This is a genomic window from Sunxiuqinia elliptica, from assembly GCF_900113005.1.
Classification (GTDB): Bacteria; Bacteroidota; Bacteroidia; order Bacteroidales; family Prolixibacteraceae; genus Sunxiuqinia; species Sunxiuqinia elliptica.
This window is the reverse complement of the sequence record NZ_FONW01000001.1, coordinates 999,861-1,023,764: the sequence shown is the minus strand read 5'-3', so window position 1 is coordinate 1,023,764 and position 23,904 is coordinate 999,861. Positions and strand designations below refer to the sequence as shown.

At 41.4% G+C, this 23,904-nt stretch carries 20 protein-coding genes and 1 tRNA gene; 15 read left to right on the top strand and 6 right to left on the bottom strand.

Going from position 1 to position 23,904, the window contains the following annotated elements:
• Positions 1-279 precede the first annotated feature (279 nt).
• Together BM156_RS04095 and BM156_RS04090 are read left to right on the top strand one after the other, a co-directional pair.
• Positions 280-3,363 (top strand): sensor histidine kinase, encoded by a 3,084-nt coding sequence (locus BM156_RS04095; protein ID WP_093918532.1) that lies wholly within the window; start codon positions 280-282, stop codon positions 3,361-3,363.
• Positions 3,360-4,112, top strand: a complete 753-nt coding sequence (locus BM156_RS04090) for a LytR/AlgR family response regulator transcription factor (protein WP_093918531.1) — start codon at positions 3,360-3,362, stop codon at positions 4,110-4,112. The genes BM156_RS04095 and BM156_RS04090 overlap by 4 nt, the downstream gene beginning before the upstream one ends.
• Positions 4,113-4,176: 64 nt before the next feature.
• Here BM156_RS04090 and BM156_RS04085 read toward each other — a convergent pair whose 3' ends face one another.
• A complete protein-coding gene (locus BM156_RS04085) occupies positions 4,177-4,617 on the bottom strand; it encodes a DUF4395 domain-containing protein (protein ID WP_139218206.1) in 441 nt (146 codons plus the stop codon).
• A gap of 218 nt (positions 4,618-4,835) precedes the next feature.
• Between BM156_RS04085 and BM156_RS04080 the strand changes: the two genes are divergently transcribed.
• The 9 genes from BM156_RS04080 (at position 4,836) to BM156_RS04040 (ending at position 15,872) form a co-directional block, all read left to right on the top strand.
• Positions 4,836-6,170, top strand: coding sequence for a S28 family serine protease (locus tag BM156_RS04080; protein ID WP_093918529.1), 1,335 nt, complete (start codon positions 4,836-4,838; stop codon positions 6,168-6,170).
• Positions 6,171-6,350: 180 nt separating this feature from the next.
• Complete coding sequence (locus tag BM156_RS04075; protein WP_093918528.1) at positions 6,351-8,456, top strand: glycoside hydrolase family 36 protein; 2,106 nt, start codon at positions 6,351-6,353, stop codon at positions 8,454-8,456.
• A gap of 132 nt (positions 8,457-8,588) precedes the next feature.
• A complete protein-coding gene (locus BM156_RS04070; protein WP_093918527.1) occupies positions 8,589-9,023 on the top strand; it encodes a PaaI family thioesterase in 435 nt (144 codons plus the stop codon).
• Positions 9,016-10,131 carry a chorismate-binding protein gene (locus tag BM156_RS04065; RefSeq protein WP_093918526.1) on the top strand — a complete coding sequence of 372 codons (1,116 nt, stop codon included), beginning with the start codon at positions 9,016-9,018 and terminating at the stop codon, positions 10,129-10,131. Before BM156_RS04070 ends, BM156_RS04065 begins: the two co-directional genes overlap by 8 nt.
• Positions 10,128-11,810 (top strand): 2-succinyl-5-enolpyruvyl-6-hydroxy-3-cyclohexene-1-carboxylic-acid synthase, encoded by a 1,683-nt coding sequence (gene menD, locus BM156_RS04060; RefSeq protein WP_093918525.1) that lies wholly within the window; start codon positions 10,128-10,130, stop codon positions 11,808-11,810. Before BM156_RS04065 ends, menD begins: the two co-directional genes overlap by 4 nt.
• A 92-nt stretch (positions 11,811-11,902) precedes the next feature.
• The gene (gene menB / locus BM156_RS04055; protein WP_093918524.1) at positions 11,903-12,727 is read left to right on the top strand and encodes a 1,4-dihydroxy-2-naphthoyl-CoA synthase; all 825 of its coding nucleotides are present in this window, start codon (positions 11,903-11,905) and stop codon (positions 12,725-12,727) included.
• Positions 12,728-12,854: 127 nt separating this feature from the next.
• Positions 12,855-13,766 carry a 1,4-dihydroxy-2-naphthoate polyprenyltransferase gene (locus BM156_RS04050; protein ID WP_093918523.1) on the top strand — a complete coding sequence of 304 codons (912 nt, stop codon included), beginning with the start codon at positions 12,855-12,857 and terminating at the stop codon, positions 13,764-13,766.
• Positions 13,763-14,836 (top strand): o-succinylbenzoate synthase, encoded by a 1,074-nt coding sequence (gene menC, locus BM156_RS04045; RefSeq protein WP_093918522.1) that lies wholly within the window; start codon positions 13,763-13,765, stop codon positions 14,834-14,836. The genes BM156_RS04050 and menC overlap by 4 nt, the downstream gene beginning before the upstream one ends.
• 1 nt (position 14,837) lies before the next feature.
• Positions 14,838-15,872, top strand: a complete 1,035-nt coding sequence (locus BM156_RS04040) for an AMP-binding protein (RefSeq protein WP_212733403.1) — start codon at positions 14,838-14,840, stop codon at positions 15,870-15,872.
• A 58-nt stretch (positions 15,873-15,930) separates the two neighbouring features.
• Here BM156_RS04040 and BM156_RS04035 read toward each other — a convergent pair.
• From BM156_RS04035 to BM156_RS04020, 4 genes are all read right to left on the bottom strand, one after another.
• Positions 15,931-16,004: transfer RNA gene (locus BM156_RS04035), tRNA-Ala, on the bottom strand.
• A 129-nt stretch (positions 16,005-16,133) separates the two neighbouring features.
• Positions 16,134-16,355: a hypothetical protein gene (locus tag BM156_RS04030; protein WP_093918521.1), complete on the bottom strand. Its 222-nt coding sequence runs from the start codon at positions 16,353-16,355 to the stop codon at positions 16,134-16,136.
• A complete protein-coding gene (locus BM156_RS04025; RefSeq protein ID WP_093918520.1) occupies positions 16,336-16,743 on the bottom strand; it encodes a peptidase associated/transthyretin-like domain-containing protein in 408 nt (135 codons plus the stop codon). Before BM156_RS04025 ends, BM156_RS04030 begins: the two co-directional genes overlap by 20 nt.
• Before the next feature lie 29 nt (positions 16,744-16,772).
• Positions 16,773-18,227 (bottom strand): substrate-binding periplasmic protein, encoded by a 1,455-nt coding sequence (locus tag BM156_RS04020; RefSeq protein ID WP_170846851.1) that lies wholly within the window; start codon positions 18,225-18,227, stop codon positions 16,773-16,775.
• 391 nt (positions 18,228-18,618) lie between these two features.
• Here BM156_RS04020 and BM156_RS04015 point away from each other — a divergent pair, with 391 nt between their 5' ends.
• From BM156_RS04015 to hflX, 4 genes are all read left to right on the top strand, one after another.
• Complete coding sequence (locus BM156_RS04015; protein WP_093918518.1) at positions 18,619-19,761, top strand: helix-turn-helix domain-containing protein; 1,143 nt, start codon at positions 18,619-18,621, stop codon at positions 19,759-19,761.
• 190 nt (positions 19,762-19,951) lie between these two features.
• Positions 19,952-20,635: an energy transducer TonB gene (locus BM156_RS04010; RefSeq protein ID WP_093918517.1), complete on the top strand. Its 684-nt coding sequence runs from the start codon at positions 19,952-19,954 to the stop codon at positions 20,633-20,635.
• A gap of 128 nt (positions 20,636-20,763) precedes the next feature.
• The gene (locus BM156_RS04005) at positions 20,764-21,450 is read left to right on the top strand and encodes an energy transducer TonB (RefSeq protein ID WP_093918516.1); all 687 of its coding nucleotides are present in this window, start codon (positions 20,764-20,766) and stop codon (positions 21,448-21,450) included.
• A gap of 77 nt (positions 21,451-21,527) precedes the next feature.
• A complete protein-coding gene (gene hflX, locus BM156_RS04000; RefSeq protein WP_093918515.1) occupies positions 21,528-22,748 on the top strand; it encodes a GTPase HflX in 1,221 nt (406 codons plus the stop codon).
• A 74-nt stretch (positions 22,749-22,822) separates the two neighbouring features.
• Here the strand turns inward: hflX and BM156_RS03995 are convergent, their stop codons facing one another.
• On the bottom strand, positions 22,823-23,836 hold the full coding sequence (locus BM156_RS03995) for an aspartate-semialdehyde dehydrogenase (protein WP_093918514.1): 1,014 nt from the start codon (positions 23,834-23,836) through the stop codon (positions 22,823-22,825).
• Positions 23,837-23,904: the final 68 nt, after the last annotated feature.

The following is a 23,904-nucleotide window of genomic DNA, read 5'->3' as shown; positions in this document are numbered from 1 at the left end:
TTCCTCAACTTTTAAAGGAAGTCAAGGATTTTCTTGTTCTTTCTCCCTCAAAACCAAGGACTAATAGATTGTTCGATTTTTAGCTATCAAAGAAAGAGAGTTGAAAAATTAATGGACCAAATTGGCATACTTCAAGGAACAAGAAGTTTTCTTACTGAAACTATTTAGCAATTGACAATTTTACTTGCCGTTTAATCAATCATACATACCGTTAACTAAAATGGTATTTGTATCTTTCATTGTTTTCTCAACATTTGATGAAAACAATAAATCAGTACAATGAAAACAGCTCGTAAAATTTCCCTAAGCCTGTTCTTTTTTCTGCTTTTCATCGCAAGTCAAGCCCAAGAAAAACTCCAATTAAAACTGAAGGAAGGGCAAACACTCCTCTTTAACTGCACAATTCGTGAATTCGAGGATGAAATAAACAAATCAAAAACAAATCAAAATCACCTCCTATTTGAATTGGAAAAACAATATGAAATTGAACTTGCCGTCGGCAAACAAATCAATGAAAACCAGCTTGCCATCAACATGCAGCTCAAGCGATTCATTGCCAATTACTATACAAACAAAAAACCTGCAATACATTTCGATTCCATGTTTCCGCCGTCGGACGAGCTAGATCAAACATATTTTCCTAAAATTATCTGTGATGTTTTGCAAGATCTAACAATAAAAATGAAACTAGACTTGACCAATAACACGCTGAAGTTCATTGACAACAGCTTCATGGATAAAACAATTCTTGAACTACTTAAGCAAAAAATATTTCAGGATGAAGAAATAGCCACTCAAAAAGAATCCATTGATTCCTTATGGATCAATCCACTAAAAAGCATTGTCGAAGATTACCTGCTTCGATTTAACAATGCAGCCATTTCTTCGAAAGACTCAGCTTTGATCAATCAAAAAGACTACCTTATTGATTTAACGAACGACTATATCAAAATTTCAAAACATCGTCCGTACAAAAAGGATCATCAGATTCACGAATACGAGGCAAGTCTTAAAATCAACAGGAAAAATGGACTGATCACTGAGTCTGTTTTTCGATCATACGTACCTGTTTTGTTTCCAAATTCCCAACATATTCTAGGAACAAAAATTGAAGAGAAATCTTTTCGCCTAATTAAAAATTCAAGTGACTATTCCCCCCAGGCAAACATCAGCGGATTCATTGAGCATCCTCAACGAAAAGCATTATTTTTTAAAGTTCTCAATGCCCCGTTCGGAGTTAAATACGATATCCATAAAGCCACATTAGATGAAAACAATCATTTTGCGATTGACATTCCACTAACCAGAAATAGTTTCATTTTCTTATCCTATATTGAAGACACCGCCCGAATCATGAATACCACCTTTAAAGTTATTTATGCTGAACCTGGCGATTCGATCAAATTTGATTTATTGGGTGAAGCTGAAAACTCCAGCTACCAATTTCGCCACAACCGGGCATTGGAAAATACGTTTTTAACCCAGAATTTCGATTCGATTCTCAATGTCAATGCAAGCCACCAAGGAATAATCATGCCCTTTATTCTGGAATTTCAACAAAATAAAAAGACAACGATCCCACATGCCCTAACCCGTTTTATTTTTTCGGAAGAATTAGTCGATGACGATTTTCCTGAAGGGGTCTCGGCGCATTTCAGGAACTACCTCACGCATGAAACTGAAATGTTAAAGATTTCACTTGCCTGTGGTATTCTTAATTTTTACCGCTATATCAATAATACAAACATCCATACGCCTGACGACAAAGAACTGATTCAACAACTAAATGAACGAATTGCTCAGGTCAATCCTTCTGAACATTATGAAGAGTACGGCTATTTTTCAAGAAATGGAGTATCAGCTTTTGCGGGAAACAAATTCTACGATAATTTTAGATTCACTTACCATATATCAGAACAGAAGCAACTTCCCTCAGGCTATCCGAAAGGTATTTCCACCTCAGCCGACATCCTTCAACAAAGTTCATTTTTAAATCTGCCTTTGGCCGGATCTGCCTTAATTCGGGAGAAAGCTTTACTCATCCGTTCCTCCCCACATTTCAACCAGAAAAACACACCACATCTAATTTCAAAGTATAAAAAGGTGTTGGACGAAATTATTTCCGTCAGTAACGACACCTTATTGAATCGCAAAACAACTGAAAACTTCAAATCCACCAAACAATTGCTAAGTGGTGAAATATTCAAGAAACAAATATTCTTAACAGCATCAGGCGACACGGTTTCGATGCAGAAATTTCTTGGGAAAAAAGCCTGTGTTATTTGCTTCACATCCAGTGAAAATTACTCCTACCCCCAATATAGACTGGATCAGATTACCGACAAATATTCTGACTTAAAGGCAATTATCATTAACGATGGAAAGCTCGGCTGGGATGTATGGAAAGAACAAACAAAAACCCGAAATTCAACAGCGACCCACTTGTTCTATTTCGATCAAAAAACCAAGTTAAGTCAATTATTCAGTGTTTATCCCTCCAATTACTTTCTCATGGTTTTTGACCGAAACGGGGATTTAGTTGAATATGCAGCCGACCCATATCAAATCGACCATTACATCGAAAAGGCTCTTGAGCAGCCTCTGAAACAAAAAGAACCCAGCAAATCCACACTTTTCGGTATCATCTGGTTCATGGGCGGAACCATGTTGCTGGCTTTGGTGGCTTTTCTCATATTCAAAGCGCGAATGCGGACCAAACTCCGAAAACAAAAACAGGAAAAACGACTTCAAGAGCTACAGCTCTCAGCCATCAGGGCACAAATGAACCCGCACTTCCTTTTCAATAGTTTGAATTCTGTTCAAAATCTCATTCAAAAAAACCAGGGCCGCGAGGCCCATTTATATTTATCCGACTTTGCCGGGTTAATACGCAAAGTACTCAAAAACTCGCAGCAGGAAGAATTGAGCTTAGCGGAAGAATTGGAAACCCTCAACCAATACATCAAGCTGGAACAGCTGCGGTTCAACTTTGAATTTGAGCAAGTCGTTGATGAAAGCATCGATCAAAATCATTTTATGGTGCCTTCGCTAATTTTGCAGCCGCTTGCCGAAAATGCCATTCTGCATGGACTACAACACCTGCAAGGAGTTCGGAAACTGAAAGTTGAAGTTAAAAATCTGGGAACAATGATTCAGATAAACATGGAAGACAATGGCATTGGATTAAAAAAATCGAGCCAAATAAAGTCCAACTCGAATGGAATTGGGCTAAATTTGAACGAAGAACGCTTAAAACTAATGGCGGAGAAATACGGCGGACAGTACACGTTCCGGCTTGTTGATCTCAGTCAGGAAAACCGACAAGGAACGCGTGTTGAAATTACCATTCCCGAAGAACTATGAGTCCCATTACAGCCATACTGATTGATGATGAAAAAAGTGGTCGTGAAAACCTATCCGGCTTGCTTCACACCCATTGTCCGCAAATTGATTTGGCCGGAGAAGCAACTTCAGTTGCATCAGCTATTCCACTGATTGAACGCACCAACCCACAGCTTATTTTTCTGGATATTGAGATGCCGGGTGCCAATGGCTTCCAACTGCTGGAACATTTTCAGAACTTCACCTTCGAAGTTATTTTTGTAACAGCCTACGACAATTATGCCATCAAAGCCATTCGTTTTTCGGCTGCCGACTACATCCTCAAACCCATCAATCTCAACGAGCTAACGCAGGCCGTACATAAAGTGAGCGAACGCATCCACCAAAAGCGCTCCGCCGAACAAATCAACCAGCTTCGTTACAATTCTCAACACCCACAGAATCCGCGAATTGGCTTGCCAACCGCTGACCGCATCGAATTTATAGAAGTCAAGTCCATTATTCGCTGTCAGGGGGAGAGCAACTACACCCACTTATTTTTTGAAAACCGAAAGCCCCTGCTGGTGGCAAAAACACTCGTCGAATTTGAAGAGCTTTTAAAAGAATACCATTTCATTCGCGCGCATAAAACACACTTGGTCAACCTTAACCATGTGCAGAGCTACCTCAAAAACGATGGTGGACGCTTACTCATGTCGAATGGCGATATCATCCAAATCTCCAGACGAAGAAAAGAAACCGTTACCCAAGAATTGATGCGACGATTTTAGGCATAAAAAAACCGGCATAAAGCCGGCTCCGAGAAAAAACTATTAATTATTAATTGTCGAGAAATCAATTTTTATACAGCGGTAAAACCAAGTAGGTGTAAATGGTACATCCCGCACAAAAAGCAAAGGCAAATTCCAAACTTGCAAAAAAGAGTAAAATGCCTGCTACAAACAACGCTGCTACAGGAAAGTTCAGCCCCATCAAAACAGCAATCATCAAAGACATCACAAATCCCATGCGAGCCGCAAATACTTTTGGAGCTTTATCAATTGGCTTTGCCTGAATTTTTAACAATTCCACGGTCCAATAAGCAGCACAGCTCAGCGGGCTGAATCTCAATTTTGTAAATGCCCGAATGAAAAAGTCAGCAGCTACAAAAGCAATTACCGCCAGAGAACTGAACACCATCCCCAAGGCTACTGTCAAAACAACATACAATGCTGTTACCCTTGGTACATGCTCGTTAACTCGTTCTGTAGAAATTGGACAAAATAATTGCTTCATAACTTCACTCCTTTCCCGCAATAATCAATCGATAAATCGATGTAATTATTTTCAGACAAAAATATCTCAATATATTTTACGGCATGCTTTTTTGAGAAACTAGGCCTTCACTCTTAATAGTTTCTTTACATTAGGAGCTGATTCAATATCAGTTAGGAGCTCATCACAATTCAAAACAACCGAAAACGCCCATTAATTCAGGGAAAGCGGCTTTCTCCATGAAAAGAGTTATTTTTAAGCAAAAAAAATACGCCATGTTAAGTCGCATCATTTTATTCCGCGCCTTTCTGGTCGGGATCTTATCTCTGTTCTTGTCCTTTTCTTCCGCAGGACAAAGCCTGATTGATTTTTTAAAAAATCAACCTGAAGTTAAATCCATCGATACACTTCAAGGACCAACCTTCTTTTCTGAAACGTACCAAATCAGTATTCGCCAACCCTTAAATTATAAAGATACGGCGAACGGATTTTTCTTGCAGCGCATTTTTGTAAACCACAAAGCTGTCGATCGTCCTGTGGTTTTTATAACCGAAGGCTATGCGGCTGACTATGCTGCCTTGCCCAACCATGTCAATGAGTTAAGCTCATTTCTTAGCGCCAATCAAATCTGTGTTGAGCATCGTTATTTTGGTCAATCCGTTCCTGCTCCGATCAACTGGCAATTTTTGACGGTTGAAAATGCAGCAAATGATCATCATCACATCGTTCAGCTCTTTAAGAAGTTTTATGCAGGCAAATGGCTAAATACCGGGATTAGTAAAGGAGGGCAAACAGCTCTTTTTCATCGGGCCTTCTTTCCAAATGATGTTGATGCTACCGTAGCCTATGTTGCTCCGCTCAACTTCGGAGTAGAAGATGGTCGCCACGAACCCTTTTTACAAGAAGTGGGGCCAGATTCATGCCGCCAGCGAATTCATGCATTCCAACGACAGGTTTTGCAAAAGAGGAAACAGATCATTCCACTCTTAAATAATTATGCCAAAGCCCATCAGTTTACCTTCCCCATGAATTTGAATGAAGTACTGGACTATTTGGTACTTGAGTATGCCTTTTCATTTTGGCAATGGGGCAGCTCCTGCTCTGACATTCCACCGGCCGATGCTTCTGCTGAAGACCTCTTTAATTACCTAACCAACATTAGCCCCCCTAGCTATTTCTCTCATGAAGGAGCTGCTTCTTTTCGGGCATTCTTTTATCAAGCAGCAGCCGAATTGGGCTACTACGGTTACGACACCTCTGCATTAAAAGATTGGTTAGTGATTCAGTCCACAGCCAATTACGTCAATCAGTACATGATTCCCCCTGGAAGCAAGCCAGTCTATTCAGCCAAAAGCTCTAATGAATTAGCAGATTTCCTGAAACATAAAGCCCAAAATATCTGGCTCATCTATGGAGAGCATGATCCTTGGACTGCAAGTGGTGCAGCGATCCGAAAAAGAGGTAACAACCACAAAATCATTCTGGAAAATGGTGATCACAAAACCCGGATTCGGCTACTGCCCGAAAAAAAACAGCTAAAAGTGATCAAACAGCTAAACCAAATCATGGACTAATTGCTTTTAAGCTATAATTGGCAGTCGAAATATTAATCAGAAGCCTATTGTACAACACATCACATTTCAATAGGCTACCAGACAATTTATTAGCGAAAATGAAGTTTTTAAGTATTTCGCCTGAAAATTGTTAAAACTTGTTAAATTTACACCCAATCTATCTAATCAATAACTACATCTATGAGCAAGAGAACCATTGAAAGAAGGGATTTTCTAAAATTGGTGGGTACAGGCATTGGCTCATTATTAACAATTCCCTATTTATCAACAGCACAGGAGTTCCCCAGCTCTGCTGATCGAAATCGCTTTAAGATTGGGAAACCACAATGGATTCTCCACAACGATGGTACGTTTGATTTGATCGCCGGAAGTATTCACCTAAAAAATTGTCGACCAACAATTGACGGACAAAGCATTTTTGTGCGAAATACCTTCATGGGTGATTCGCCAAAAGGAAAACGAATCATTTATGAATTAGACCGAGGATTCGTTATGCTGGACTTGAAGGTTAACTCAGGCTCAATCTCAATTGGATCTGAACTTTCAGGGATGCAACAAGCGCCCTATTCTTTCTGTCCGCTAGGTGAAGCCGTGATCAACGGGGTGAAGCATTTCTTCCGTCAAGGACAAGGTTTTGGTGGCCCATCAGGCTTGTATGAATTTCAAAAACCTCGATTCGAAGAGTATGGGAATAATTTAGGAGAACAGGCTTGGTCCTACGATTCCTACCTGACCACCGCTCTGATTTCGGACACCAATGACACCCTCGCTTTTGGCGCCTATGAACACCGCGACTTCATTCAAAAAAGTACGGTTTACAACCGTCCTCACCGCCGGGGATTGATGGATCGCTATGCCGATGTTGAACCCGTCTTATTTGAAACCGGTTTTGTCACTGAAAACATCCCGCTAAAGGACGATTTCATCAAACTTCCGGACATCTATGTTTTTTACGGCAACAAGTCATACGAAACCTTGCAGCACCTTGCCTGGAATATTTCGGAAAGTTTGGAAGCCCGAAAAGATTCAAAGACCAGTTATCATTGGGATTCATACAACGAATACCAACACGACTTCAGCCACGAAAAGCTCACCGAGCTGCTAACCTCGTTGGATACCATTGAACCAACCATATTATTGGACACCATCCTGATCAATGATGGTTATTGTATTCATGGCGATTGGCTGGATGCCAACGACAAATGGCCCAAAGGGATGGAAGCGGCAGCCCGAGAAATTTTTCAACGTCGCTACCGCGCCGGGATTTTGGTCGCCCCCTTTATGGTGAGTGAAGAAAGTAAACTTTTTAAACGACATAAAAACTGGCTGATCCGCGATATGGAAGGCAATCCAATTCCGGAATGGACCTTCCCCGAAGGCAAGCATTATGCACTTGACGGCAGTCACCCCGATGTACAACGATACATTCAAAAAGTCTTTCGCTCGTTCCGTAAGATGGGCTTCACTTTCTACAAAACAGAGTTTATGGACTGGGGACTGAAGCCAACGGTTGGAATTGATCGTTATGACAAGACCAAAACCTCCGTACAAATATTTACTGAGGTGCTGAACATTATCCGCGAAGAAATTGGTGCCGGCAGTTTCTGGCTGACAGGAACAGCTCCTTATGCGCCAATGATTGGCTATGTTGATGGTATGCGAATTGCCAGCAGTATCAACTGCGAATGGACCGATTCAGGCGTGGGCAATCTACTTCAGGAAAGCTATAACTCGCAATATTTCAACAATGTCTTTTGGCAAAACGATCCCGACGTTATTTCATTGCGCGATGTAAATTGCGAACTTACCAGCACTGAACAACAAAGCCTTGCCCAATGGATTGGTATTTTAGGAGGTGTCGTTAGCACATCCGACCGTTTTTCGACACTCTCTGAAAAACAGCTGGAAACCTGGCGTCTGTTACTTCCACAGGAACGCCCGCAAAGTGCAACTTTCCCTTATTGGGGCAAAGATAAAACATGCAAGGTAGCCCTCCGTCGCTACCGTTCTCCCAAGGCTTGGGGACTACTTATTTTTAATGATACAGACGAAACTGTTACTGAAACCTTCTCTTTTTCTGAGATCAACGAGGAAAACAACATTTGGGTATTTGAATGGGATTTGGGTGAAAGTCGCGGACTCGGGAATTTAAGTCAAATGACAATTACACTTCAAAAACACGAATCCCGCTTATTTTACTTGAGTCCGGGAAACGATGCACCACCTGAAGATTTATCCATTAGCGGCCTACGAATGAAAAAAGCGTATCGCCGACAAAACACATAGCCATCAGCTTGAAGGGATAAGTTGTAGCTGGAAAGCTCAAACCAGGGCCCTTTGAAATGGAAAGCAAAATTGAGCTGTTTATTCAAAAGTAAATCCTATTTTTAAGGTTTTACTTTTTAGGATACATACGTTATGGATTTTAGCTTACTTACTGCGGAAACACCACTTGAACTAATCAACCAAACCACACAGAATAGCTTACTGGGAAGCTTGGGCATTGAATTCACCAAGATTGAGCCTCGAACCATTGAAGGCACCATGGAACTAAGCGAAAAAAATTGCCGTCCCGATGGGCTGCTTCATGGAGGAGCGAACCTGGCACTGGCCGAAACACTAGCCGGATTGGGAAGTATGTTGCTTGTTGATTTTAAAAGCTATGATGTTCGGGGAATTCAAGTTACGGGCAGCCATACCGGAAGTTTGAAAAAAGGAAAAGCTTTAGGCGTTGCAAAAATCATTCATGAAGGCAACCAGACGCATGTTTGGAATGTTGATATAACCAATGAAGAAGGAAGGCTGATTTCGACAGCCAGAGTGACGAATATGATTGTAAAGCGGAATGACTGATACTGAAAAACTTGCCCATCTTCTGGACAAACTCCTTGCTAAAAATTGCTCGTTTGCCGTATGGGCACTACCCGGAAGTAACACTCCTGAAATATTACTGACTGACCAGGAAGACATGATTTATCCAAGTCAGTTAAACAAATTAAACGGGCAGGAGGGTTTTGTTTTTGCCCCTTACCACATTGAAGAAGATAAGCCCTTGGTTTTGTTGAAACCGGGAATTTATCAGAAAGGCGTAGAGTCCATTCTAAGCATCGATGTGGATCAGCTAACAATGCAAAAAACAGCTCAACAAACACAGCCCAAACACATAATCATTCAAAAGGATGATTACCTGAAGTCGATTGAAACGACCATTGAAACCATTAGCACCAGCAAGCTCTCCAAAGTTATTGTTTCTCGGCTCATCCCTCACGCCCGGGGTGATGAATCGCTCGGAAGCCTTTACATGCAGCTGCTCCAGCAAACGCCTAATGCCATGGTCTATTTGGTAAACCTGCCACAGGCCGGTCTTTGGATGGGAGCAACTCCTGAAGTTCTGCTAAAATCGGAGGGTAAAACAATTGAAACGGTTTCGCTGGCAGGAACCCAATCTCGAAGATCAGATTCAGACTACAGCTGGCACACCAAAGAAATTGAAGAACAAGCTTTTGTTTCGCGCTACTTGCTGGATGTTTTCTATCGTTTCAACATTCACCCTTACACCACTCAAGGTCCCGAAACCTTAGAAAGTGGGAAGGTTGCTCACTTAATGACCAGCTTTCGTTTTGCAGCCAAAAAGTTGGCCCATAAGCTCGGTGATTTTGTTGCTGACCTGCACCCAACACCGGCTGTTTGCGGTTATCCAAAAAGTAGAGCCGACAAATTTATTTCGAAGATTGAGCAGCACGACCGCCGCTACTATACCGGTTATTTAGGCCCTTGGCGATTGAACGAATCCGTCAGATTATTTGTAAATTTGCGCTGCATGGAAATCACTCCCGAGAACTATGTTCTCTACTCAGGGGGAGGAATTACTTCCCGCTCAGTTCCGGAAGATGAATGGGAAGAAACCATCAACAAAGCTGGTACTTTACTATCGGCCATTGAAGCTGTTCAAAAAAAATGATCTCTACCAAAAAGCATATTCAACAATTGGTCAGCCTGCTTAATGAGAAAGGAGTTAATGACATTGTCATCTCTCCCGGATCGCGCAATGGACCAATCACCCACACCTTGGTTGGCTGCGGCTTATTCAATTGCCGCAACATCGTTGACGAACGCAGTGCGGCTTACTTTGCACTAGGCCTGTCTCAGGCCTTGCAAAAACCAGTAGCCCTTGTTTGCAGCTCGGGAACCGCAACTTTGAACTATGCTCCAGCCATTGCTGAAGCCTTTTACCTACAGGTTCCACTCGTTGTGCTAACAGCCGATCGTCCCGATTATTGGATTGATCAAGCCGAAAGTCAGTGTATTCGCCAGGAAAATATTTACCAGAATTTTACCCGGAAATCCATCAGCTTGCCGCTGGGCGAATCGGATAACGAATTGTGGTATGCCGCTCGCGAGATCAATGAATACCTGAATGTGGCCATTCAGGGAACGCCTGCTCCAGTGCATATTAATGTGCCTTTGGAAGAACCTTTGCATGATCTGGAAGACGAACCTCTGCCATCGGTCAAGCCAATTGAGCTTCCTTTAATGAATCTAAGGCTTGCGGACCAAGCGATCGAAAAGCTCGCCAATTCATTCAATCAAGCCAAAAAGATTCTGATACTTGCAGGGCAACAGACTCCCAATCCCGGGCTTGAAAACCAGCTTAGCGAATTGGCAAAAAAGACAGGAGCCGTCGTTCTGAAAGAGCACCTTGCCAATTTGAATGATCCAGCTTTTTGCAGCAGCATCGATTTACTCATGACTGGTTTGCTAAATGAGAATACTGCTGATTTTCAACCAGACTTGCTCATCAGCTTTGGCGGACAATTTGTTTCCAAATCCTTAAAACAGTTCTTACGAAACAATAAACCTCAGGAGCATTGGCATTTAAGTCTAAACACAGATCATTTCGATACGTACCAATCGCTTACACAGGTGTTACCGCTTGATGCCTCTGATTTTTTAGAGCAATTGACTCCGACAGTATCGGAAAAGTCAAACAGCTATCAGCTTCGTTGGCAAGAAAAAGAGAAACAGGTCAATCAAATTCGGGATCAATTTATCAACCAAACTGATTATACCGATCTGAGAGTATTTGATCAAATTCGGCAGTTTATCCCGCCCAATTCGTATGTCCACTTGGGGAATAGCTCACCCGTGCGCTATGCCCTCATTTGTCAAGCGCCTACCGATGCATTCTTTTTTGGAAATCGTGGTACCAGCGGTATCGATGGCTCCTTATCAACAGCTGTTGGATTTGCCTCAACCACCAATCAATTGAATACGGTCATTCTGGGCGATCTGTCGTTCTTCTACGATTCCAATGCACTCTGGAACAAATACATTTCGAACAACTTACGAATAATTGTTATCAACAATCGAGGGGGAAATATTTTTGGTTTGATCAAAGGCCCTGATCATTCACCTGCTTTCAAAGAACATTTTCTGACTGAACATTCCTTTGAAGCCAAAGGAATTGCACAGGCTTTCGGCTTAAACTACCTGCGCGCAGAAAACGAAATAGAAGTGACTCAAGCTTTAACAGAACTCTATGCTCCCAATCAACAACAAGCTGTTTTACTGGAGATTTTTACTGATTCAGAAAAAAACAGCCAAACGTTCAGAGCATTGTTTCAGGCGGTAAAGCAATAGCCACCATAAAGGATGAAACGACAGTCTCTGATTGGAGATAAACAAAAGCGGTTCATTTTCATTATAAAAAGAAATAACTAAAACGAAATACGATGAGCACAACAAGACAATGGGAAACCATTAAAGAATATGAAGACATTTTCTTCGATTACTACGATGGAATCGGGAAGATCACCATCAACCGCGAACAGGTGCGTAATGCCTTTCGCCCAACTACGGTGAACAACATTAGCGATGCACTGAACATTTGCCGGGAAGACAACCGCATCAATGTGATTGTACTGACAGGTGCAGGCGATAAAGCATTTTGCTCCGGTGGCGATCAAAATGTAAAAGGCACTGGCGGGTATATCGATGAAAATGGAATTCCACGCCTCAACATTTTGGAAGTTCAAAAACAAATCCGCAGCATGCCTAAACCTGTTATTGCAATGGTCAATGGCTTTGCAATTGGTGGAGGTCATGTTTTGCATGTGGTATGCGATATTAGCATCGCCAGCGAAAATGCCATCTTCGGTCAAACCGGCCCCAAAGTAGGTAGTTTCGATGCCGGTCTGGGATCATCTTACCTGGCTAGCATTGTCGGGCAGAAAAAAGCTCGCGAGATTTGGTTCATGTGTCGTCAGTACTCTGCACAGGAAGCCTTAGAAATGGGCTTGGTCAACAAGGTTGTTCCATTTGACCAATTGGAAGACGAAGTTGTTGCCTGGGCACAAAAAATGCAAGAGCACAGCCCGCTAGCTCTGCGGATGCTTAAGTTAGGGCTTAATGCTGAACTGGATGGACAAATTGGAATTCAGGAATTTGCAGGAAATGCGACCCTGCTTTATTATTTAACCGAAGAAGCGCAAGAGGGCAAACATGCCTTCCTTGAAAAACGCAAACCAGACTTTGGCAAATACCCCAAATTCCCTTGATTTTAAGGACGGATAAGCTTACCGAGAAGTATTTCACGTTTCGGTAAGCCTATTTGGATTATCTAACATTGTACAATTTTTTCGGACGTATAGATTCTCAGACCATTCCGAACTTTGAACTCTGATTATGGCAACAACAAAAAGTTGGATCAAAGCAGCCCGCCCCCGAACGCTACCACTAGCTCTGGCAGGTATTTTAATGGGATGCGGCTTGGCTTGGTTTTACGGTGCATTCAATACGGTAGTAGCCGTACTGGCCATCCTAACGGCAACACTGATCCAGGTGTTCTCCAACTTTGCAAATGATTACGGAGATAACCAGCGTGGAACTGACAACGAATTCCGACTGGGTCCAACCCGCACCATGCAAAGTGGCGAAATCACCCAAAAAGAGATGAAATCAGGCATGCTACTTATTGGCGGACTGAGCTTTATTCTAGGACTCTTGCTGGTTTATTTCGGAACCTGGCAGCAGTCCAAAACAGCCTTTGTCGTTTTCATTGGTCTAGGCGTGCTTTCCCTTGTTGCTGCCTACTTCTACACAGCTGGGAAAAAATCATACGGTTATGTTGGCCTCGGCGATTTAGCCGTATTTCTCTTTTTCGGACTGTTGCCTGTTATTGGCGTTTTTTACCTCAATGCCAGTTATTTTGAAACCGCTACGTTACTCCCAGCGATCAGCATGGGCTTTTTCAGCACGGGTGTCCTCAATCTCAACAACATGCGTGATATTGAGAATGACCGGCAATCTGGAAAAATTACGCTGCCCGTACGAATGGGAGTTCGTAACAGCCGGATTTATCATCTCGCAATGATTTTATGGGGCTGGCTAACAGTGATCATTTTTACCATTCACCAACAACAATCAATCTGGCAATGGTTGTTTTTGCTTGCACTGCCATTTTTCGTTATCGATTTGAATAAAATTCTCAAAATAAAAGAAGCGCGTGCACTTGACCCGTTTCTAAAACGGCTGTCTTTATCAACGCTCGCCTTCACCCTGCTTTTTTGCCTCGGACTCATACTTGCAGTATCATGATCGCCAGCTACATTCAATATCAACTTCAGTTTAAACGGCCAGCCGGAACCTCACGAGGCGTTTATAAAACCCGCCCCGTTTGGTATCTCTTTTTGAAAAATGCCCACTCGACTGGCATTGGCGAATGTGCGCCACTTCCCGGCTTAAGCAAAGAAACGCCTGAGGAAGTAGAAACTATTTTAAATGAAATTTGTAAGGCTCCCGAACACTATCAACGCCATCCCGAGTTATTGACTGAACTTCCGTCAGTTCGGTTTGCATTCGAGACGGCTTTACTGGACATGCAAACGGGCGGCAAACAGCTCTTGTTTCCTTCTGAATTTACTCGCGGAGAACAGGGAATCCCCATCAATGGCTTGATTTGGATGGGAGATCTTTCGTTCATGCAAACACAGATTCAGGAGAAACTGCAAGCGGGCTTTCGTTGCATCAAACTAAAAATTGGAGCACTTAACTTCAACCAGGAATTGGAGCTTATTAAGGCAATTCGGGAACAACATGCTCCTCAATCACTAACCTTAAGGGTTGATGCGAATGGGGCTTTCCCCTTCAGTAATGCCCTCGACTACTTGGAACAACTTGCGCAACAAAAGCTTCACTCCATAGAACAACCAATTGCTGCCGGACAATGGGATCGAATGGCTGAGCTTTGCCAAAAGACGCCCATCCCCATTGCACTTGATGAGGATTTGATTGGGATCAATCAAATTGAGCAGAAAAAAACACTGCTGGAAACCATTCGGCCCCAATTCATCATTCTAAAACCATCGCTCCACGGCGGCTTTTCGGGATGTGACGAGTGGATTGAACTGGCAAAAAAAGCCAATGTTGGTTGGTGGATTACCTCCTACCTAGAATCAAACGTTGGACTGAATGCCATCGCCCAATGGACTTTTTCCAAAAAAGTCAGCACCCACCAGGGTTTGGGGACCGGACAACTTTTCACCAACAACATCGATTCACCGCTCTTCATCTGGGGCGAGAAACTTTTCTTTAATCCGAATAAAGTTGTTGCCAAACCATCAGAAGCAGGTTCTTTTACAGCCAATCAAAATTCACAAACCAAGTAAAGTGGAACTCTTCCCAAGTCATATCACACTCAATGGTCAGCGAACAAGTATTGATTCGTTGCTGACAACTTCTTCAAAAAACGAAAGTTGGGAGGCAGAATGGCTTGAGTTTATAAAAGAATGGTACAATTCATCTTCCGTAATCAAGGTCCAAACATCAGGAAGTACGGGAACTCCAAAATCTATTCAGTTAAAGAAAGAGTTTGTGGCGGCCAGTGCACTGCGCACCATTCATTTCTTCAATTTACAAGAAGGGGACCAAGTGCTTCACTGCTTACCGAGTCGCTATATCGCCGGCAAGTTGATGCTAGTACGAGCCTTGCTCGGGAAACTAGACCTTATTGCAATTGATCCAGCCAGCGATTTCAGCATCCTTCAAAATACAAAATTTAAGTTTGCAGCCATGGTAGTTAACCAAGTGCATAAAGTCTTGCAACTCCCGCGAGAAAGTTGGCACCTGGATTATTTGTTAATTGGAGGTTCGGCCGTTCCCCAGGAACTGGAAGAAAAGCTGCAAACTATAAATACAGCATGCTATTCCAGCTATGCCATGACGGAAACAGCCACCCACATCGCACTGCGCAAACTCAATGGTAATACACTTTCGTCTTATTACTATTGTCTTGAAGGAATATCTGTCGCTTTATCGGAACAAGCTTGTTTACAAATACACATGCCCGGGTTGGAGCACAAATTTCTGCAAACGACAGATCTGGCAGAGCTAAAAGACAACAAATCTTTTCGGATTCTAGGACGAGCAGATCATGTTATCATTTCAGGAGGCATCAAGTTCTCGCCAGAACAGCTGGAAAAGAAACTCGAGCCTTTTATCTCTCAGCCCTTTTTTATTTCCTCGCTTCCTCATGAAATTTTGGGACAGCAACTCATTCTCATGATTGAAGGGAAAGCTGATTCGCTATTGGAGCAAGCCATCAAAAAAACTTGTGAGCAACACCTTTCCAAGTACGAACAACCAAAGCTGGTTCGCTTTATTGATCAGTTACCCAGAACAGCCAACGGCAAACTTAAGCGGTAGTTGTTTTAAAAGAGAGTAATAAAAAAAGCTGCACTAAAGAGTACAGCTTCAAATCTTGTGGAGAATACCAGAGTCGAACTGGTGACCTCTTGACTGCCAGTCAAGCGCTCTAGCCAACTGAGCTAATCCCCCATAAGCGATGGCAAATATATAAATATTTTTAATCCACAAAGCAATGCCAATACACAATTTTCAAATTCGATTGAAGAAAGTCTTGCTTTCAACCTCCATTCTTTTAAAATCGATACGGTTTTTGCATGACTACTCTTTGTTTTCCCAATAAGCCTTTTCTTTTTCTATTGCCACATTCAACAAAGTAGTTGACACCTTTTTGCCCGTCATGACTTCTTCATTCCTTAAGAAAGCTGCTTTCCCTTCTTCCATCGAGCGATAGAAACTTCCCGGAATAAAGGCCCCTTGTGAAAAGTCTTCGATATAATCACGAATATCTTCATCAAAAAGCTTAACAATGGAGCCTGTCACGACTTTCAAGCTCAGCAACCATCCCCCCTGTTAAAGAAAGAGAAACCAAGCCTTCATCTGGAAAAACAAACCCTTCAGTTAATGCGATCATATAATTGCCATTGGGCAAATCACTAAAAGTGAACACCCCATCCGGATCAACAGCAACTGTTTCAATAAAGTCAAACGCATCGGTTTCGGCAGTCACTGATTTAGGATCAACGCCATCATGCAACTTAAGCAAACTAACACCCAACTCCCCCAAATCATCTGCAGTCATATTTTCATTGGCTGTTAGCTGCTCTTCAATTCTATTGGTTTTACTAAGATCTTCATCATCTTTCTCACATGCAGAAAAAAGAAAAACAACAGCAACCATCACCAACCAAACTTCTATAAAACGTCTCATTTCTCTGGGTATTAAATTAGTCATCTAACTCAGTCGTTATTGATTTCGGAAAACCATTTTTGTTGAATCGCTTGGTAAGTGCCATCAGCTTTCATTGCTTCGAAAGTTGCCTGCGCTTGCTGAGCAATTACCGGAGGAGTACCATTGGAGAAGGTAACGTAAAAATCAGAAGCCATTACAGAAAAGCTTGGTCTAACATCTTCGTAAGTGTAGCCCAAGTCCTTCAGAATATCCGGGAAAGTAATATCAGTGCATACAAAAGCATCGATCTGTCCACTCATCAACTTCTCTGTTAACACCTTTGGATCGCTTTCGTAAACCAAGTTTGTAAATCCCTGTTCTTGCAAATGTTGGGTGGAAAACCAAGAGCTAACTGTTCCTAGCGCCTCTAATTTTCTGGCATCCTCAAGGGACTCAATTGTTAGGTTAGCACCATCCTTCGTATAAATCCAGGTCGTGTTGGTTCCTATTGGTCCTACCCATTGAAAGCTATTTTCTCGAGTCGGTGTTCGGTCCATTGTAAACAAACACACCCAAGGATTATTAAGAGCCAGTTGATAACCATTTCTCCACGATGTTAATTTAATCGGAAAGTTCACGCCATTTCGTTTCATAATCTCTTTCACGATATCCGTTCCATAACCTGTAACTTCACCATTCTTATCCATGAAGGTAAGTGGAGGATATGCCTCGGTATAAACCTGCACAAAATCAGGGAATTCAGACTTATTTAAATACTTTTGACTTAGGTTTTTCAGTACGCCATTCAGTTTACAGCGGTTAATCGCATCCTGAAAATTGTAAACCATATTATCCGAAACACCTTTATTAAAAGCAAAATAGAGCAACTCTGTTTGTATCGTAAACTCTGAGGTGACCGCATAAACCGACTCCCCCGCTTTTTCCAATGCAGAATTAATTGCATAAGTGTTGGATGGAAAGAGATTAATCTCCCCACTCAATAATTTTTCGATTGCCTCATTTATATCGACACAATATTGCAGGTTCGTAAATCCTTGCTCAACCAAATACTCTTCGATGGCATAATCGGCAATAACTCCAATTGTGCTGACTGACTTAGCCTCTTCCAGATTGCTTATGCTAATGGAATTTGGCACTGCAGCATAAAAGTTCCAGTCGAGCGATGCGATTGGACCAGCCCATTTAAACTGATCTTTACGCTTAGCATTTAAAGCTGTTGAAAAGAGCACGGCATTATCAGTCTGTAATGTTTCGCGATAGCCTTCTTCCCAACTCATGAAATTGATTTCGCAATCCAGGTTCAATTGACTGCAAATCTCATTTAATAGTTCCGGAGCCAATCCTGCAGGAAGCGAGTTTTCGATATAATTAAATGGTTTATATTCTTCCGAAATGAATTTTAGTTGTGGCTTAGTTTCGGTAGGCTCATCTTCCTCCTTACAAGAAGGAGCTAAAACAACAACTAAAAGCAAGTAGAAAAATAACTTTTCAGCATTTTTCATAAACGTTCTTTTCCCTAAATTTTCCATAGCAAACTGATAAATTAGACTTTTGAGCATGCAAACCATACCCCTTGTGATTACTTATTGTAAAGGAAAGACTAATTCTAATTATCTCGTGACCCTAAGTTCATTAAGCTAGTCTCACTAAATCGAAAGACATCCTGATTTCATCAATTTTTTGTTCACTACATCGAAATAAAGACTGGATCGCAATAGCGGGATAGAACTCTTAGTCAAGAAATGAAAAGCGATCTAGTGCAGTATTCACAAGCCTTTTGTTTATAACTATAGCCCTTTACCACCTTGATTAACTGTCTTTATAATTATTTTTGGCATATTCCTTAAGCAAAAGGAAGGAATATGCGACCAAACCTGACAAAAACAAACTTAAATGAACGCTCAAACAGCGATACTTTTCATCATATTCATTCTCTATTTTTCTTTTTCAATCATTCTATTTTACGTCTCCAAAAAGCTTAAGAAGAAAGGCCTTTCTTACTTGTATATCAACTTCATGATTAAGGCCGCACATGTTTTACCCCCAGTCCTCTTTTTCTTTCATTTAGATATTACTTATGCTGCCTATATTACCGCGCCATTAAAAGTTTCCCTGCTTCCACTCTATTATTTATACCTCAAAAAACTCCGAGATCCGGACAAGAGGCTTAAAAAAAGTGAGTATTTGCATCTGCTTCCGACACTCGCAGAACTTATTCTTAGTTTAGCTGTGGCTCCTAATCATTCCAAAGAAATTATGTACGGAATTGATTATGAGAGCACCCGTTACATGGAGATGTTTATTGAAAACAATTTCTATTACAATTTACTATCGGTTAGTGCCCGGATCATTGGATTTACCCAGGCATTTGTTTACACCTTTCTAATCTATTTCCTCTACAAACAGTATTCGGTTGCCATGCGTAACGAGGTTTCCGAAATTAATAACCGAAACCTTAAATGGATTGGACAAACTGCCGTAATTTTTGGGATTGAGTGCATCTTTGCCGGAATTGACCTTTTTGGGCTATACACCAACCAGCTCATGTTTATTATATCATTTCTCTATTTAATCTTTTTCGGTTTTTACTTCTTTGTCCACTCGCTTATTCAACCCGATATTTCATTTATTGGAGAAAGCCTGTCGTCTATCCAAAAGAAAACAGTTCGCAATGAGCAAAATGAATTAGCCCCCGAAGACTGTTTGCCGAAAAACGATCGCTTTTTAGAACAGTTCAACCAGCGGCAACTCTATTTAGAAAAGGACCTTACCCTTCAAAAGCTATCCGACGAACTTGGAATTGCGAAGTACAAAATTACTTCGATCATAAAAAATGCCGGCTACAAAAATTTCTATGACTTTGTCAACCGTCATCGTATCAATCATAGCATCAAACTTCTCGAAGAACTTCCATCAAGCTACTCACTTGAATCGGTTGGCGTTGATTCCGGTTTTAAAGGCCGATCAACTTTTTACCGGGTTTTTAAAGAAGTCACCGGAGAAACACCCAGTAATTTTGTAAAAAATCAACGCTAATTAATAAGGTATAAAAACCGGTTCATTTCTACGGATGTCCTAGCTTTCAGACAATATTAATACAGTAGCAATACAATTGTATAGTCTCTCTTTCTATTTCATTTAACATCTTGCTCTCCTTTTTTGGTTTAGTTTTTGTGTTTCAAGGTTTAGCCATTGAATTAATCATTCACTTTTTAAACTTAAAGTCATGGAAACTAAAAAAACAGAAAAAGCCAATCTGGAAAACAAACGTTCATTATTTCTAAGTTTTGGGCTGGTCTTAGCCCTTAGTTCAGTCTTGTTTGCCTTTTCGTGGAAAACGCATGTCAAGCCAGTCGAAGAGCTTGCCGAAGTCCAATGGGAAGTTCCTAATGAAATCATTATCCCACTAACCAAGGAAGAAAAAAAAGAACTTCCCCCTCCCATCCAAACTGTTTTGGAATTTGATGTCGTTGACAACAATACTGAAATAGAAGATGAGGACCTTGATATTTTTGATACAGAAGTAACAGATGAAGGTATTAATGTCGACGAACTAATTGCGAACCGGGAAGATGATAAGCATACTGAAGCTGATCCGGTCATCTTTTTCCCGGACGAATGGCCTGAATTCCCGGGAGGCATGGAAGCCTTGGTAAAGTTTCTTGGAAACACCGTAAACTATCCTGTTGTTGCCCAAGAAAATGGCATACAAGGAAAAGTCTTTGTCAATTTTATTGTCAACTCAAATGGCCAAGTAAGCGACGCACGCGTGGTTCGAGGGGTTGACCCAGCGCTCGATAAAGAAGCATTGCGCGTGGTTAACAAGATGCCCCATTGGCGGCCTGGTAAACAAGGAGGTAAGGCGGTTCGCGTATCCTACAACGTACCAATCAGCTTTGTTTTACAATAAACGCTATTTCATAACGGGCCAAGAATAATTTAAGATTTCAACTCTTGATTTTGAAGATTATTTTCTATCTTTAAGCCCTCAAATGAAAAAATTGTTTTTGGACAGAATAAAACTTCTAAAACTGAATTATGGAACTAAAGAAATCACCGAAAGCCGATCTTGAGAGCAAAAGAAATATTTTTGTTCAGATAGGGTTAGTGGTAGCTCTAGGTCTTTGCTTGCTTGCCTTTGAATGGACTACGAAAGTAGAACAAGCCGCGTCATTAGGTACTGTGGCTGAGCAGGAAGTGGAAGATGAGATTATCCCTATTACCCGTCAAGAAGAAGTAAAACCACCACCACCGCCACCACCACCAAAGGTTGTTGAGGTGCTTAACATCGTTGAAGATGATGTTGAGATCGAGGACGAACTGGAAATTCAAGATACGGAAGCAGACGATGAGACTGTTATTGACGTAGCTCCTGTAATTCAAGAAGAAGAAGAGGAGGAAGAAGAAGGACAAGTTTTCTTTATTGTAGAAGACATGCCTGAATTCCCTGGTGGTGAATTAGCTTTGCGTAAATTTATTGCCAACGCCATTAAATATCCTGTAATTGCTCAGGAAAATGGTATCCAAGGAAAAGTATACGTAAATTTCGTTGTAGATAAAGACGGAAGTGTACAAAATGCACGTATTGCTCGTGGTGTTGATGCTTCGTTGGACAAAGAAGCCCTTCGAGTCGTAAACAACCTTCCAAAATGGAAACCTGGAAAACAAAGAGGAAAACCAGTAAGAGTATCTTACACGGTTCCAATTAGCTTTGTATTACAATAACGATTTTTAATAGACCAAAATTCCTGGTTCCGTTTCTTCGGGGCCAGGTTTTTTTATGGATTAACTTGAAAAACTGAATGATAGAAACCGCCAAAGTACAAGAAACCGCTGTTTTAGTAGGACTAATCAACCAGGAGCAAGATGAACGGCAAGCCCAAGAGTATCTGGATGAGCTGGAATTTCTGGCTGATACTGCTGGCGCCAAAGTTAAAAAACACTTTTTCCAACGACTTGATGTTCCTAATCCTGCCACTTTTGTGGGATCTGGAAAGTTGATTGAAATTCAAAATTTCATTAAAGTTCATGAAGTTGACACAGTGATTTTTGACGATGAGTTAAGCCCAACGCAACTCCGAAACATTGAACGAAGTTTGGAGTGCAAAGTGCTTGACCGAACCAACCTCATCCTAGATATTTTTGCCAAACGAGCTAAAACAGCTCACGCAAAAACTCAGGTTGAACTTGCACAATACCAATACATGTTACCTCGCCTGACCAGAATGTGGACCCACCTGGAACGACAGCGAGGAGGAATTGGTATGCGTGGTCCGGGGGAAACCCAGATTGAAACGGACCGTCGGATTATTTTAGATAAGATTGCTCGACTTAAAATTCAGCTTCAAAAGATTGACAAACAGAAAGCCACACAACGAAAAAACAGAGGAAAACTCGTTCGTGTTGCCTTGGTAGGTTATACCAACGTAGGCAAATCAACGATTATGAATATGCTGGCAAAATCAGAAGTTTTTGCTGAAAACAAGCTTTTTGCCACACTGGATACCACTGTCCGGAAAATGGTCATTGGCAACCTTCCATTCCTGTTGGCCGACACAGTTGGTTTTATTCGAAAGCTACCACACGGACTTGTTGAGTCATTCAAATCGACACTTGATGAGGTGCGCGAAGCTGATGTCCTGGTTCATGTGGTTGATATTTCACATCCAGGCTTTGAAGAACAAATTGAAACCGTAAATGCCACGCTTTCTGAAATTGAGACCGGCGAAAAGCCAACCATCTACGTATTTAACAAGATTGATGCCTTCCAATACATCAAAAAAGATGATGATGATTTAAGTCCCAGAACGCGAGAGAACCTTTCGCTTGAGGAATTAAAGAATAGCTGGATGGGCAAAAACAATACTCCTTCACTATTCATTTCGGCTACAGAAAAAGACAATGTTGAAGAGTTCAAAAAGACCTTGTATGAAGAGGTGAAACAAATCCATGTAACTCGCTTTCCATACAACGATTTCTTATACGACATTGACTGGACCAAGCCAGATGATGAAGAAGAATAGCCTTTAACTCGTATAAAAAAATCCCGAGACAACTGCCTCGGGATTTTTCGTTTTTGTTGATATGGTGGGGCGTACTATTTTTTAACTTCACCATTGGCAATCAACCACTCAGCAATCTGAACAGCATTCAAGGCAGCACCTTTTTTGATTTGATCGCCAACGCACCAAAACGTAATTCCTTTTGGATTTGTTAGATCTTTACGCAAACGTCCAACATAAACATCATCTTTTCCAGAAACAAACAATGGCATTGGATATTCTTTGTTTTGAGGGTTATCGATCACCGTCAAACCATCAAAATCATTGAACGCTTTTCGGACTTGCTCGATCGTTAACTCATCTTCGGTTTCGAGCCAAATCGCTTCAGAGTGTGAACGGGCAACAGGCACACGCACACAGGTAGCACTAACTTCGGTATCTGTATGCATAATCTTCTTGGTTTCCCAGTTCATTTTCATTTCCTCTTTAGTATAGTCATTATCCAGAAATACATCAATATGAGGAATGACATTCATAGCCAACTGATACTGAAACTTATCCACAGTTGGATCTTCGTTATTTGCAAGCTGACGGGTTTGCTCCTCCAATTCTGCAATTCCCTGTGCTCCAGCCCCACTGGCTGCCTGATAAGTAGCTACCTGTACTTTGGTAATCTTCGACAGGTTCTCAATCGGCTTCAAAGCAACAACCATCTGAATCGTAGAACAGTTTGGATTGGCAATGATGTTACGCGGACGATTTTTTGAGTCTTCAGCATTTACTTCAGGAACTACCAAAGGCACATCATCATCATAACGGAAAGCACTGGAATTATCAATCATCACAGCACCATATTTTGTGATTGTTGCTGCAAACTCCTTAGAAATAGAACCACCAGCCGATGTTAAAGCAATATCAATATCTTTAAAGTCATCATTGTGTTTCAGTTCCTTTACAGTCAGTTTCTTTCCTTTAAATTCGAACTCTTTACCGGCACTACGTGCCGATCCAAATAAAACTAACTCATCGAGTGGGAAATTACGCTCAGCCAAGACCTGTAGAAACTCTTGACCTACAGCACCACTTGCACCAACAACTGCAACTTTCATAATTTAATTAATTTTGTTAATTTCAATACACTAAATACATTCTCTCAGAACATACTATAAAGTCCGCA

What these genes read in the sequence shown, in the direction of transcription:
- BM156_RS04095 (WP_093918532.1), top strand. Translation starts at nt 280, where the DNA reads ATGAAAACAGCTCGTAAAATTTCCCTAAGCCTGTTCTTTTTTCTGCTT.
- BM156_RS04090 (WP_093918531.1), top strand. Translation starts at nt 3,360, where the DNA reads ATGAGTCCCATTACAGCCATACTGATTGATGATGAAAAAAGTGGTCGT.
- BM156_RS04085 (WP_139218206.1), bottom strand. Translation starts at nt 4,617, where the DNA reads ATGAAGCAATTATTTTGTCCAATTTCTACAGAACGAGTTAACGAGCAT.
- BM156_RS04080 (WP_093918529.1), top strand. Translation starts at nt 4,836, where the DNA reads ATGAAAAGAGTTATTTTTAAGCAAAAAAAATACGCCATGTTAAGTCGC.
- BM156_RS04075 (WP_093918528.1), top strand. Translation starts at nt 6,351, where the DNA reads ATGAGCAAGAGAACCATTGAAAGAAGGGATTTTCTAAAATTGGTGGGT.
- BM156_RS04070 (WP_093918527.1), top strand. Translation starts at nt 8,589, where the DNA reads ATGGATTTTAGCTTACTTACTGCGGAAACACCACTTGAACTAATCAAC.
- BM156_RS04065 (WP_093918526.1), top strand. Translation starts at nt 9,016, where the DNA reads ATGACTGATACTGAAAAACTTGCCCATCTTCTGGACAAACTCCTTGCT.
- menD (WP_093918525.1), top strand. Translation starts at nt 10,128, where the DNA reads ATGATCTCTACCAAAAAGCATATTCAACAATTGGTCAGCCTGCTTAAT.
- menB (WP_093918524.1), top strand. Translation starts at nt 11,903, where the DNA reads ATGAGCACAACAAGACAATGGGAAACCATTAAAGAATATGAAGACATT.
- BM156_RS04050 (WP_093918523.1), top strand. Translation starts at nt 12,855, where the DNA reads ATGGCAACAACAAAAAGTTGGATCAAAGCAGCCCGCCCCCGAACGCTA.
- menC (WP_093918522.1), top strand. Translation starts at nt 13,763, where the DNA reads ATGATCGCCAGCTACATTCAATATCAACTTCAGTTTAAACGGCCAGCC.
- BM156_RS04025 (WP_093918520.1), bottom strand. Translation starts at nt 16,743, where the DNA reads ATGAGACGTTTTATAGAAGTTTGGTTGGTGATGGTTGCTGTTGTTTTT.
- BM156_RS04020 (WP_170846851.1), bottom strand. Translation starts at nt 18,227, where the DNA reads ATGAAAAATGCTGAAAAGTTATTTTTCTACTTGCTTTTAGTTGTTGTT.
- BM156_RS04015 (WP_093918518.1), top strand. Translation starts at nt 18,619, where the DNA reads ATGAACGCTCAAACAGCGATACTTTTCATCATATTCATTCTCTATTTT.
- BM156_RS04010 (WP_093918517.1), top strand. Translation starts at nt 19,952, where the DNA reads ATGGAAACTAAAAAAACAGAAAAAGCCAATCTGGAAAACAAACGTTCA.
- BM156_RS04005 (WP_093918516.1), top strand. Translation starts at nt 20,764, where the DNA reads ATGGAACTAAAGAAATCACCGAAAGCCGATCTTGAGAGCAAAAGAAAT.
- hflX (WP_093918515.1), top strand. Translation starts at nt 21,528, where the DNA reads ATGATAGAAACCGCCAAAGTACAAGAAACCGCTGTTTTAGTAGGACTA.
- BM156_RS03995 (WP_093918514.1), bottom strand. Translation starts at nt 23,836, where the DNA reads ATGAAAGTTGCAGTTGTTGGTGCAAGTGGTGCTGTAGGTCAAGAGTTT.